This window comes from Conexibacter sp. SYSU D00693 (assembly GCF_017084525.1).
Classification (GTDB): domain Bacteria; phylum Actinomycetota; class Thermoleophilia; order Solirubrobacterales; family Solirubrobacteraceae; genus Baekduia.
Genome location: NZ_CP070950.1, coordinates 1,679,964 through 1,692,476, shown reverse-complemented (window position 1 = coordinate 1,692,476; position 12,513 = coordinate 1,679,964). Strand labels below are relative to the sequence as shown.

The window sequence follows — 12,513 nt, the reverse complement described above, 5'->3', positions numbered from 1 at the left end:
CGCGTGGCGCACACGACGTTCACGGCCGAGGTCCTGACCCCCGAGGGGGAGGTCTTCAAGGACGAGGTCGAGCAGGTCTCCACCCGCACGGTGACCGGCTCGATCTCGTTCCTGGCCGGCCACCAGCCGCTGCTCGGCTTGCTCGAGCCCGGCGAGCTGCGGCTCTACAAGTCCGACAGCGACGTCGTGTCCCTCGCCCAGGGCGAGGGCTACGTCCAGGTCTCCGACAAGGGCGTGCTGCTCCTCGTCGAGGAGGCCCAGGACCCGTCGAAGCTCGACCGGTCCGACCTGCAGGACAAGCTCCGCCGCGCCGAGGAGGAGCTGTCGCGCTGCGAGGAGGGCTCCGAGGCGGCGAAGGTCGCCGCCCGCGACAAGCGTCGCTGGGAGACCTTCCTGCGCCTCGCCGGCGGCGAGGCCTAGATCCGCACGTCGAGGCCGGCGGCGAGCCCGTCGGCCTCGAGGCGCATCTGCTCGGTGGTCTCGGCCAGGTGGTGGTCGAGGGCCTCGAGCTCGGCGTCCTCGAGCTCGTCCACGGCGAGGTCGTCGCAGCTGGTGCAGTGCAGGGCGACGAGGTAGAGGCCCTCGTCGACGATGTCGAGCAGCTCGACCGGCACCACGAAGGGCGCCCCGCACGCCTGGCACTCGCTGAGCTTGCGCATGGTGGCCTCAACGACGCCTTGCCCCGGAACTTGCGCTTCCGTGGACGATGGTGAGCGTCTACGCGCCAACTCCGCGCGGACGGGTGCCTGACACGCGTCGGCTACCCTGCTTGCGGATGGACGAGCGGGTCCTCGCCGAGCGGCTGATCACCTACGACACGTCCACGCTCGACGGGCTGCGCGCCGCCGCCGGCTTCGTCAAGGGCTGGCTCGAGTCGCGCGAGCTCTTGGTGCAGGGGGTGGAGCACGACGGGCTGCCCGTCGTGCTCGTCGACGTGGGCGCGCCCGCCTCCGCCGGGGCCCCGACGGTCGTCCTGCACGGCCACCTGGACGTCGTCCCCGCCCACCCCGGCCAGTTCGACCCGCGCGTCGAGGGCGACCGGCTGATCGGCCGCGGCGCCTACGACATGAAGGGCGCGCTCGCCGCGATGATGTGCGCGGTCAAGGACGTCGCCGACCAGGACCGCGTGCGCGTGCGCTTCGTCTGCGTGCCCGACGAGGAGTCCGAGGACGTCTCGCGCCGCTCGACCGACACGCTGGTCGCCGAGGGCCTGCGGGGCGACTTCGCCATCACGGGCGAGCCGACCGACCTGCACATCGGCGTCCAGGCCAAGGGCGTGCTCGCGGTGCGCGTCGCGGTGACCGGCATCTCCGCCCACGGCTCGACCCCGTGGATGGGCGACAACGCGATCCTCAAGGCCCACGACGCGTTCCGGCGCATCGAGACGCTGCCGTTCTCGCGCGAGTCCAGCGACCTGTTCGACCGCCCGTCGATCAACCTCGCGCGCATCCAGGGCGGCGACGCGTTCAACAAGGTCCCCGACGTCTGCACGATGGACGTCGACATCCGCTTCCTGCCCAACCAGGACCCGGGCGAGGTCCTCGCGCAGATCCGCTCGATCCCGGACCTCGAGGTGGTGAAGTGCTTCACGCGCGCGCCGGCCATCGTCTCGCGGCGCAACCCGTACGTGCGCGCCCTGCGCGACGCGGTGGGCCGCACGATCGAGGGCGAGGCGCTCAGCGTCGGGCGCGACGGCGCCTCGGACGCCATCTCCTTCCTGGAGGCCGGCGTGCCGGCCGTGGAGTTCGGGCCGATCGGCGCGGGCCACCACGGGCCGGACGAGTGGGTCTCCATCGCGTCGCTCGCGCGCTTCCGCCAGGCCCTCGGGGACTTCGTGCGGCTGCTGCCCTCCTGGCTCGAGCGCGAGAGCGCCGGGCGCCCGGGCGGCCTGCGGGCCGTGGAAGGGGGAGGCGCCGCATGAGCCGCGAAGATGTCCGGGAGCCATGAGCCCGGAGCTCCCGGACCTCAAGCCCCCGCGCGTGGGGCGATCGCTGCTGTTGCGCGCCAGCGTCGGCGCGCTGCTGGTCACCGTCCTCGCCGCGGTGGCGACGGCGACCGCCGGCATCCTGGCCGTCGACGACCTCGGCAACCGGCTGGGCAGCGGCCAGGCCGCGATCGTCTTCGCCGACGACCCGGCCGACGAGGCCGACGAGATCGACGCCGACGAGGCCGGTGCCCCGCAGACGTTCCTGCTGCTGGGCTCCGACCGGCGCTGGGCCGACCTCAAGAAGAACAACAAGCTCCTCAAGCGCGACGCGCCCGCCCGCTCGGACACGCTCATGCTCGTGCGCATGAACCCCGGCGAGGGCGTGACCTCGGTGATGAGCGTGCCGCGCGACCTCATGGTCGACATCCCGGGCCACGGCCGGGCCAAGATCAACGACGCCTACTCGCTGGGCGGCGAGCAGCTGACCTTCCGCACGCTCAAGGCGCTGCTGGGCCAGGACTTCAAGATCCACCACGTCGTCAACGTGAACTTCGGCGGCTTCAAGGACGCCGTCAACGCCGTGGGCTGCGTGTACGTCGACGTCGACCGCCGCTACTACCACTCCAACGCGGGCCTGCCGGTCTCCCAGCACTACGCGGAGATCGACATCGACCCCGGCTACCAGGAGCTCTGCGGCCAGGACGCCCTGGACTACGTGCGCTTCCGCCACGCCGACTCCGACCTCGTGCGCGCCGCCCGCCAGCAGGACTTCCTGCGCGCCGCCAAGGACCAGATCTCGACCTCGGCGCTCATCGGCGACCGCGACAAGCTCATCGACGTCTTCGCCGAGAACGTCGCGACGGACAAGCGCCTGCAGTCGACCAAGGGCCTGCTGCGCGTCCTGAAGCTCGGGATCTTCTCCGCGGGCAAGCCGGTGCAGGAGATCCAGTTCCCCGCCCACTTCGCCGGCGACGAGACCAACTCGTACGTCGAGGCCTCCCAGGCGGAGGTCGACCGCACGGTCCAGCGCTTCCTGCACCCGCGCTCCGTGCTCAGCGCGCCGCGCAAGACGCCGTCGCTCACCCGCAAGGCCAAGAGCCGCTCGAGCCGCTCGACGTCGACGGCCGGCCTCGTCGACCGCCGCCGCCAGGGCGAGGACCTCATCGCCCCGACGGTCGCCAAGGGCAAGCTCGACTTCCCGCTGTACTTCCCGTCGAAGCTCACGACGCTCGGCCGCTACGCGACCGAAGACGGGGCGCCGCGCGTCTACACGATCCGCGACCGCGGCGGCAAGGCCCACGACGCCTACCGGCTCGTCGTCGTGCAGAACGCCCTCGAGGGCCAGTACTACGGCATCCAGGGCACGACCTGGCGCAAGCCGCCGTTCCTCGCACATCCGACGTCGACCGAGACGATCCGCGGGCGCAAGCTCCTGCTGTTCCGCTCGGGCTCGCGGCTGCGGCTCATCGCCTGGAAGACCCCGCGTGGCGTGTACTGGGTCTCCAACACGCTCAACAACAGGCTCACCAACGACCAGATGCGCGGCATCGCCTCGACGCTGCGCCGCTTCGGCCAGTGATGCTCCGCGCGCTCCTCGCCGGGCTGCTCATCATGGTCGCCGCCGCGGCGACCACGGCGACGACCGTCCTGCTCGAGGTCGACACGGCCGCGGGCATCTTCGACGAAGAGTCCGTCGACATCCCGGAGATCCAGGGCGCGCTGGACGACGTCGACCCGGGCGGCCCGCAGACGATCCTGCTGCTGGGCTCCGACCGCCGGTACGCGGACATCAAGACCAAGGCGCCGGTGCGCTCGGACACCATGATCCTCGTGCGCCTGGACCCGTCGAAGGGCGCGACGGCCGTCATGTCGCTGCCGCGCGACCTCAAGGTCCGCATCCCGGGCCACGGTACCGACAAGCTCAACGCCGCCTACGCGATCGGCCAGGAGAAGCTCGTGCTGCGCACGATCCGCGGGCTGCTGGCGCCGGCGTCCGACACCGGCTCGTTCCCGATCAACCACGTCGTCAACGTGAACTTCGGCGGCTTCCGGCGGGCGGTCAACCGCCTGGGCTGCGTCTACGCCGACGTCGACCGCAAGTACTTCAACGACAACGACCCGCCCTTCGGCGGCGGGCCGAACTACGCGACGATCGACGTCTCGGCCGGCTACCAGAAGCTCTGCGGCCAGGACGCCCTGGACTACGTCCGCTACCGCCACTTCGACTCCGACATCGTGCGCGCCGCACGCCAGCAGGAGTTCCTGCGCCAGGCCAAGGACCAGGTCGGCGTGTCGAAGATCTTCAGCGACCGCAAGGAGCTGCTGCGGATCTTCGCCCGCTACACGCAGACCGACATCCGCGGCACCAAGGCGATCCTGCGGCTGCTGAAGCTCGCCGTCGAGTCCGCGCGCAACCCGGTGCAGGAGGTCCAGTTCCCGGGGGACGTCAAGGGCGACTACGTCGAGGCCACCGACGAGGGGCTGCGGCGGGCGGTCGACCGCTTCCTCAACGCCAAGGGCTCGCCCGGCCGCCGCGGCGAGGAGCGCCGGACGTCGTCGGCGCGGACCTCGGCCTCCAAGCGCCGGCGGGCGCGGCGCGCGGGCCTGCCGCCCGGCATGGTGGTCAACCGGACGGCCAACGAGGACGTCGCGGTGCGCCTGGCGACGTCGCCCGCCGCGCGCGGGATGCCGGTCGTCTTCCCCAAGGCCCAGCTGTCGACCGCGACGCTGCAGGGCGACGACACGCGCGCCTACACGATCGTCAACCGCCAGGGCCGCCGGTACCCCGCGTACCGCATGGTCTTCAAGACCAACGAGATCGGCCAGTACTACGGCGTGCAGGGCACGACGTGGCAGGCCGCGCCGATCCTCGACAGCCCGTCCGAGCGGCGGCGGATCGGCGGCCGGCGCTACGAGCTGTTCTTCGACGCCGACCGGCTGCGGCTCGTGGCGTGGCGCACCAAGGGCGCCGTCTACTGGGTCTCGAACTCGCTGCTGCAGACGGTCAGCAACCGCCAGATGCTGGCGCTCGCGCAGTCGCTCTCGCGCATCGGCGCGAAGTAGCCCGGCCGACGGCGGGCGGCACCCCGGCCGACGCGACGCCTCGACGGCGTGGTGGATAACGTCCTGCGCCCCCATGGCGGAACGCGAGCCCATCGGCGTCATCGGCACCGGCTACGTCGGCCTCGTCACCGCGGCCGGCTTCGCCGAGCTCGGCTCCGACGTGATCTGCATCGACATCGATGCGGAGAAGGTCGAGGCCCTCAAGCGCGGCGAGATCCCGATCTACGAGCCCGGGCTCGAGGAGCTCGTGGCCAAGAACCGCGAGCGCCTGCAGTTCTCGACGGACATCAGCGACGCGCTCGAGCGCGCGCGGCTGCTGTTCGTCGCCGTGGGCACGCCCCCGACGTACTCGGGCGACGCCGACCTGTCGGCCGTCCACGCGGTCGTCGACGCCATGCCGGCGTCCGACCGCCACGCGCTCGTCATGAAGTCCACCGTCCCGGCCGGCACGGGCGCCGCGATCAAGCGGGTCTTCCGCGAGCAGGGCAAGGAGGGCTTCCGCTACGTCTCGTGCCCCGAGTTCCTCAAGGAGGGCTCGGCGGTGGCGGACTTCCTGGACCCGGACCGCGTCGTCATCGGCGACGACGGCGACTGGGCGGGCGACGCGGTGGTCGAGCTCTACGCGCCGCTCGAGGCGCCGCTCGTGCGCACGGACATCGCCAGCGCCGAGATGGTCAAGCTCGCCTCCAACGCGTTCCTGGCCACGAAGATCTCGTTCATCAACGAGATCGCCAACGTGTGCGAGGAGACGGGCGCCGACGTCCTCGAGGTCGCCAAGGGCATGGGCCTCGACGACCGCATCGGCCCGAAGTTCCTCCAGGCCGGCATCGGCTTCGGCGGCTCGTGCTTCCCCAAGGACGTCCAGGCGCTCAAGCAGCTCGCGGGCAACTCGGGCTACCACTTCCAGCTGCTGAACTCGGTCATCGAGGTCAACGAGCTCCAGAAGCGCCGGGTCATCGGCAAGCTCCACAAGCACCTCGGCGGGACGCTCGTCGGCAAGCGCATCGCGCTGCTCGGCCTGGCGTTCAAGCCCAACACCGACGACATGCGCGAGGCGTCCTCGCTCGTCCTCAGCGCGCGGCTGCAGGCCGCCGGCGCGCAGGTCTCGGTCTACGACCCGATCGCCGAGGAGGAGGCGCGCAAGCTCGTGCGCGGCGTGCGCTTCGCCTCCGACGCGCTGGACTGCGTGCGCGACGCCGACGCCGTCGTCCTCGTCACCGAGTGGGACGAGTTCAGGGGCCTGGACTGGAACGAGGCGGCGAAGGCCATGGCCGGCGACGTCGTCGTCGACGGGCGCAACGCCCTGGACCCGGAGGCGCTCCGGGCCGCCGGCCTCACCTACGAGGGCATCGGCCGGGGCTGATGGCGCCCGAGGAGGCCGCATGCAGGCGGTGATCCTCGTCGGCGGGGAGGGCACGCGGCTGCGTCCCCTGACCTCGCTGCACCCCAAGCCGGTCATCCAGCTCGTCGACCGGCCGTTCATGGTCTTCATGCTCGAGTGGCTGCGGGGCCACGGCGTCGACGACGTGGTCCTCTCGTGCGGCTTCCTGCCCACGAAGATCGAGGAGGCGCTGGGGGACGGCTCGGCGCTCGGCATCCGCCTGCGCTACGTCACCGAGCCCGAGCCGCGCGGCACCGCGGGCGCGCTGAAGTACGCCGAGGACCTGCTCGAGGACCGCTTCCTCATGCTCAACGGCGACGTGCTGACCGACGTCGACGTCAGCGCCCAACTGCGCCAGCACGAGGCGACCGGCGCGGTCGGCACGCTCGGCCTGGTGCCCGTGGAGGACCCGAGCGCCTACGGGCTGGTGCTGACGCGCGACGGGGGCGAGGTCACGGGCTTCCTCGAGAAGCCGGGCCACGACGAGCTCGTCGGGATCGACGAGTACCTGATCAGCGCGGGCATCTACGTCCTCGAGCGCGCGGTGCTCGACCGCATCGAGCCCGACCGCAACGTCTCGATCGAGCGCGAGGTGTGGCCGGCGCTCGTCGGCAACGGCCTGTACGGCTTCGCGGCGCGCGACGCCTACTGGCTCGACATCGGGACGCCCCAGCGCTACCTCGACGGCACGTTCGACATCGTCGACGGCAACGTCCGCACGGCGGTGCTGGACCGGCTGGGCGAGGGATCGCTCGCGGTCGACGGCGGCGCGACGCTCGAGGGCCGCGTGCTCGGGCCGGGCGTCGTCGGCGCCGGGACGCGGGTCGGCACCGGCTCCTCGGTCGGGCCGCAGGTCGTCCTGGGCCGCGGGGTCGAGGTCGGGCGCGGCACGCGCATCGAGCGGGCGGTGGTGCTCGACGGGGCGGTGGTGGGCGCGGGCTGCGAGCTGCGCGACTGCATCGTCGGCCCGGGAGCGCGGATCGGTGACCGCACGGTGGTGCGGGAGCTGGCGATGGTGGGCGAGGGCGCGGTGGTCGGTGACGACTGCGTCCTGGCGGCAGGCATGAAGCTGTTCCCCGGGGTCGAGCTGCCCGACGGGGCCGTGAAGTTCTGAGGAGAGAGAGCCAGAGATGACGACCATGCAGGACGCCGTGCTGGACCGCGAGACCATCGGACGCGTCGACGTCCACGACCAGCTGACGGACGTGCTCGCCATCCCCGAGCACCTCCGCGATGCGCTGTGGAAGGTGGAGTCCGCCGGCCTCGAGCTGTGGGACTCGCCGGGCGGCCTGGTGGTCGCCGGCATGGGCGTGTCGGCCCAGGGCGGCGCGCTCGCCCAGGCCGCGCTCGGCGACACCGCCTCGCGCCCGATCCTGGCCGCGCGCGCCTACGGCCTGCCGCCGTGGACGCAGCCGGACACGACCGTCCTCTGCGCGTCCTACTCCGGCAACACCGAGGAGACCCTCGCCTGCTTCGAGGCCGCCGGCGCCCTGGGGGCCCCGCGCGTCGTCGCCACCTCGGGCGGCCGCCTCGCCTCGCTGGCCCGCCAGGAGAACGTCCCGGTCATCCCGGTCGCCGGCGGCCTGCAGCCCCGCTCCGCCGTGGCGTACCTGACCGTCGCGGCCCTGGAGGTCGCGGCCATCTGCGGTGCCGGCCCGCGCATCACGACCGACATCGACGTCGCCGCCGAGCACCTCGAGTCCCTCGTGACCGAGTGGGGACCCGACGCCCCCGAGGACTCCCTGGCCAAGTCCCTGGCCCGCTCCCTCGCCGGCTCGACGCCCGTCGTCACCGGTGCCGGCCTCACCGCCCCGCTGGCCTGGCGCTGGAAGACCCAGCTCAACGAGAACGCCCAGGTCATGGCCTTCGCCGGCGAGCTGCCGGAGATCGACCACAACGAGATCGCCGGCTGGCACGGCGCCGCCGAGCAGGGCCGCTTCTCCGCGCTCTTCCTCGAGGACTCCGACACCCACCCGCGCATCCGCGACCGCGTCGACCTCACCGAGCAGCTCATCCGCGACCAGGCCACCTCGACGCACCGCGTCCAGTCCCTCGGGACCACGCCGGTCGAGCGCGTCTTCTCGCTCGTGCTCCTCGGCGACCTCGTCTCCCTGTACCTCGCGGTGCTGCGGGGCGTGGACCCGACGCCGGTGGACGTCGTCGCGCGGCTGAACTCGGAGCTGGCGGCGCGGTAGGCGTTCCTGGAGCGCCGCTCAGGCGTCCCGGTGGTGCGGGGCGTTCGCCGTCTCGCACTGAGGGAGGGGGAGCGCCGGCCCGCGCGTGGCACGCGAGGCGGGGCGGCGGTCGGTTCGGCCCCGGCCGACCGTGACCCTGAAGTTGACCGCCCATGCGGCGGTCAACTCCAGGGTCGCGGTCGTTGGTGGCGCCGTCGACCATCGAGTGGCGGATCGTCCGCTCTCCAGGCGGAGGATCCGCCAACGGATGGGGCCGAACGTCTCGCGGACCTCGCGAGCGTGGGTCGGTCCCGAACGTCCTCGCGGATCTCGCGAGCGTTGGTCGGTCCGTCTCCTTCACTGCGAGACAACGGCCGCTCCGGACCCCGGGATCGCCCGAACGGCGCGCCACCGAACGCCCGAGCGGAGCTCCACGACCGCCGCGACCGAAGATCCGGACACCGTCCATCAAGGACCACCCGGGCGGGTCGATCTCCGGGGAGCCGTGCCTCGCACCCCCCGCCGCCGTCTGCTCCTCCTGGCCAGCGCCGCGCTGGCCCTGACCTCGCCTGCCGCCGCACAGGCTGCGACGTTCGCCGTCACCGACGGGGTCCTCACCGTCCGTGCCGGGGCGGGGGAGGCCAACGCCCTCTCCGGGACGCACCCCAGCGCCTCGGTGCCGACGACGATCCGCTTCTCCGACACGGGCAAGCGGCCGACGATCGGCGCCGGGTGCACGGCGAGCGGGACGACCGTCGCGATCTGCACGGGCGTGACCTCGGTCGACGTCGACCTCGGCGACGGCGCGGACACCTTCACGGCGCCGAACCTCAAGGCGCCGACCACGGTCGAGGACGGCGCCGGCAACGACTACGTGCAGACCGGCCAGGCGGCCGACACGCTGCGCAACGGCGAGGGCGCCGACTGGCTGCTGGGCGGCTCGGGCGACGACCGGCTGCTCGACGGCCCGGGAGGCGACGTCCTCAAGGGCGACGGCGGGCGCGACGTCGTGGACTTCAGCGCCGAGACCCAGCCGGTCACGCTCACCGCCGACGACCTGACTGGCGACGGCGCGGCGGGGGAGGGCGACGACGTGCGCTCGGACGTCGAGGTCCTGCTCGGCGGCAGCGGCGCGGATGTGCTCAAGGGCTCGCGCTCCTCGGTGGCGATCTCCGGCGGCGCGGGCGACGACCGCATCACCGGCGGCGACGGCAACGAGGCGCTCGACGGCGGCCCCGGCAACGACACCATCGCCGGCCAGGGCGGGATCGACGGCCTCGTCGGCGGCGACGGGTCCGACGCGCTCGACGGCGGCGCCGGCAACGACGGCCTGTCGGGCGGCGAGGGCGCCGACACGCTGGCGGGCGCCGCGAACGACGACGTCCTCGACGGCGGCGCGAGCGACGACGTGCTCGACGGGGGCGACGGCGTCGACCGCCTCGAGGCCGGCGACGGGCGCGACACGCTCGACGGGGGCCCGCGCGACGACCTCCTGCTCGGCGGCGCCGGCGCCGACGGCCTCACCGGCGGCGACGGCGTGGACCGCCTCGAGGGCGAGGCCGGGGACGACCGCCTCGACGGCGGCGCGCTCGACGACCGCCTGCTCGGCGGCGGCGACGACGACACGGTCCTCGGCGGTGACGGCCGCGACCGCCTCGAGGGCGGCGAGGGCAGCGACGGCCTGGACGGCGGCGCGCTCGAGGACGTCCTGCTCGGCGACGCCGGCGACGACGTCCTGCTCGGCGCCGACGGCTACGACCGCCTCGACGGCGGCGACGGCCGCGACCGCCTCGAGGGCGGCGCCCAGGACGACCTGCTGGACGGCGGCGCCGGCCCCGACGCGCTCGCCGGCGGCGCCGGGGACAACGACCTCGCCGACTTCCGCGCCCGCGGCGCCGGCGTCACCGTCACGCTCGGGGTGGCCGGCGGCGACGGCGAGCCCGGCGAGGACGACGACGTCCAGGACGACGTCGAGAAGGTCCTCGGCGGCAACGGCGACGACCGCGTCGTCGCGGCGACCCCGCCGCGGGCCTTCGCCGGCGGCCCGGGCTTCGACACGCTCGAGCTCTCCCTCGCGCCCGCCGCGGTGACCTCCCCGGTCCTCGGCGGCGACGACACCGTCGACGATGCGCCGTGGTTCGACGTCAAGGGCGTCGTGGTCGACCAGCTCGTCGGCTCGCGCTTCGGCGACCGCCTCACCGGCACCGACGGCGGCGAGGTCCTCGACGGTGGTCCCGGCGACGACGTCCTCGACGGCCAGGGCGGCCCCGACGTCCTGCGCGGCGGCGACGGCGAGGACCGCACCTCCTACGCGGCCCGCAGCGGCCCGGTCACCGTGACGATCGACGGCGAGGCCGGCGACGGCGAGCCCGGCGAGGGCGACCTCGTCGACACCGAGGAGGTCGAGGGCGGCTCGGGTGCGGACCGCCTCACCGGCGGCGCGGGCGTCGACGTCCTCTCGGGCGGCCCCGGCAACGACGCGCTCCAGGGCGGCCCCGGCGACGACGCGCTCATCGGCGGCGTCGGCGCCGACGTCCTCGACGGCGGGGCCGGCGGCGACGCGCTGTCGGCCTACGACGGCGCCGCCGACACCCTCGTGTGCGACGCGAAGGCCGACCTCGCGGCCGGCGACACGGTCGACAAGGTGCGCGGCTGCTCGGCGGCCGCGGTCCGCCAGCGCTACGCCGCGCCGCCGCCGCTGACCGCCGCCTCGTCGCCGACCGCCGTCACCTCGGGCATCACCTTCACCGCCCGCCCGGTCCCGCCGCCGGTCAGGCTCACGCGCTCCTCGGTCGTCCGCCACGGCTCCACGAAGAACGACGTCCTGCGCGGCGGCCCCGGCCCCGACCGCCTCAACGGCGGCCGCGGCGCCGACCGCCTCTCCGGCCGCGGCGGCAGCGACCGCGTGCTCGGCGGCGTCGGCGAGGACCGCATCGACGGCGGCGCCGGCACCGACGTGCTGCGCGGCCAGGAGGCGCCCGACCGCCTCACCGGCGCCGCGGGCGACGACACGCTGCTCGGCGAGACCGGCTCGGACCGCCTCGACGGCGGCGCGGGCGACGACGCGATCACCGGCGCCTCGGGCGACGACAAGGCCTCGGGCGGCGCGGGCGACGACCAGCTGCTGGGCGGCTTCGGCCACGACGAGCTGCGCGGCGGGTCGGGCCAGGACGTCCTCACCGGCGACTACGCGCCGGACCTGCTCGACGGTGGCCCGGGCAACGACCAGCTCGACGGCGGCTCGGGCAACGACGTCCTGCGCGGCGGCGACGGCGACGACCGCCTGGTCGGCGGCACCGCGGGCGACGAGCTCAGCGGCGGCGCGGGCAACGACGTGGTCGTCGTCCTCGACGCGGGGACCGACCGGGCCATCGACTGCGGTCCCGGCGCCGACGTCCTCGTCGTGGCGCCCGGCAAGGAGGGCCGCGCGAAGGCCCGCCAGGCGACCGGCTGCGAGAGCACCCAGGTCCAGGACCGCCCGGAGGCCGACCCCGCGCAGGGCACGACGGTCCTGACCGCCGACGGCGGCGAGGCCCGCGCCGGCGGCGCGCGCCGCGACAAGCTCCTCGGCGGCGCCGGCGGCGACGTGCTCGTCGGCGGCGGGGAGGAGGACGTCGTCTGGGGCGACCAGCGGCCCGGCACGGCGGCCCCCGACCTCCTGCGCGGCGGCGAGGGCGACGACACGATGTACGGCGGGGGCGGGCCCGACGTCGTCGAGGGCGGCGCGGGCGACGACTACGTCCAGGGCGACGCCGGCGACGACCTGCTGCGCGGGGGCCTCGGTGCCGACACGATCCGCACGGGCGCGGGCAAGGACCGCGTCGAGGCCGGGCCCGGCGACGACGAGGTCCGCGCGGCCGCCGACGGCCGCGACACGATCGACTGCGGCACCGGCAAGGACCGCGCGATCGTCGACAAGGACGACCGGGTCCGCAACTGCGAGGTCGTGCGCCGCGGCTGAGCGCGGC

At 74.1% G+C, this 12,513-nt stretch carries 9 protein-coding genes; 8 read left to right on the top strand and 1 reads right to left on the bottom strand.

Annotated features, from left to right (window positions below; genetic code table 11):
* Positions 1 to 3 precede the first annotated feature (3 nt).
* Positions 4 to 420 (top strand): ATP synthase F1 subunit epsilon, encoded by a 417-nt coding sequence (gene atpC, locus JUB12_RS08470; protein WP_205699182.1) that lies wholly within the window; start codon positions 4 to 6, stop codon positions 418 to 420.
* Here atpC and JUB12_RS08465 read toward each other — a convergent pair.
* On the bottom strand, positions 417 to 659 hold the full coding sequence (locus JUB12_RS08465) for a hypothetical protein (protein ID WP_205699181.1): 243 nt from the start codon (positions 657 to 659) through the stop codon (positions 417 to 419). The two genes, atpC and JUB12_RS08465, sit on opposite strands and share 4 nt — an antisense overlap.
* 116 nt (positions 660 to 775) lie before the next feature.
* Here JUB12_RS08465 and JUB12_RS08460 point away from each other — a divergent pair, with 116 nt between their 5' ends.
* From JUB12_RS08460 to JUB12_RS08430, 7 genes are all read left to right on the top strand, one after another.
* Positions 776 to 1,921, top strand: a complete 1,146-nt coding sequence (locus JUB12_RS08460) for a M20 family metallopeptidase (protein ID WP_205699180.1) — start codon at positions 776 to 778, stop codon at positions 1,919 to 1,921.
* Between the two features lie 22 nt (positions 1,922 to 1,943).
* A complete protein-coding gene (locus JUB12_RS08455; protein ID WP_205699179.1) occupies positions 1,944 to 3,506 on the top strand; it encodes an LCP family protein in 1,563 nt (520 codons plus the stop codon).
* On the top strand, positions 3,506 to 4,990 hold the full coding sequence (locus JUB12_RS08450) for an LCP family protein (RefSeq protein ID WP_205699178.1): 1,485 nt from the start codon (positions 3,506 to 3,508) through the stop codon (positions 4,988 to 4,990). The genes JUB12_RS08455 and JUB12_RS08450 overlap by 1 nt, the downstream gene beginning before the upstream one ends.
* A 73-nt stretch (positions 4,991 to 5,063) precedes the next feature.
* Positions 5,064 to 6,353, top strand: a complete 1,290-nt coding sequence (locus JUB12_RS08445) for a UDP-glucose/GDP-mannose dehydrogenase family protein (RefSeq protein WP_205699177.1) — start codon at positions 5,064 to 5,066, stop codon at positions 6,351 to 6,353.
* Between the two features lie 19 nt (positions 6,354 to 6,372).
* On the top strand, positions 6,373 to 7,485 hold the full coding sequence (locus JUB12_RS22255; protein ID WP_205699176.1) for a sugar phosphate nucleotidyltransferase: 1,113 nt from the start codon (positions 6,373 to 6,375) through the stop codon (positions 7,483 to 7,485).
* 16 nt (positions 7,486 to 7,501) lie between these two features.
* Positions 7,502 to 8,566, top strand: a complete 1,065-nt coding sequence (locus JUB12_RS08435) for a bifunctional phosphoglucose/phosphomannose isomerase (RefSeq protein WP_241004465.1) — start codon at positions 7,502 to 7,504, stop codon at positions 8,564 to 8,566.
* A gap of 484 nt (positions 8,567 to 9,050) precedes the next feature.
* Entirely contained in the window at positions 9,051 to 12,506 is a 3,456-nt protein-coding gene (locus JUB12_RS08430; protein ID WP_205699175.1) for a calcium-binding protein, read from the top strand.
* Positions 12,507 to 12,513 lie beyond the last annotated feature (7 nt).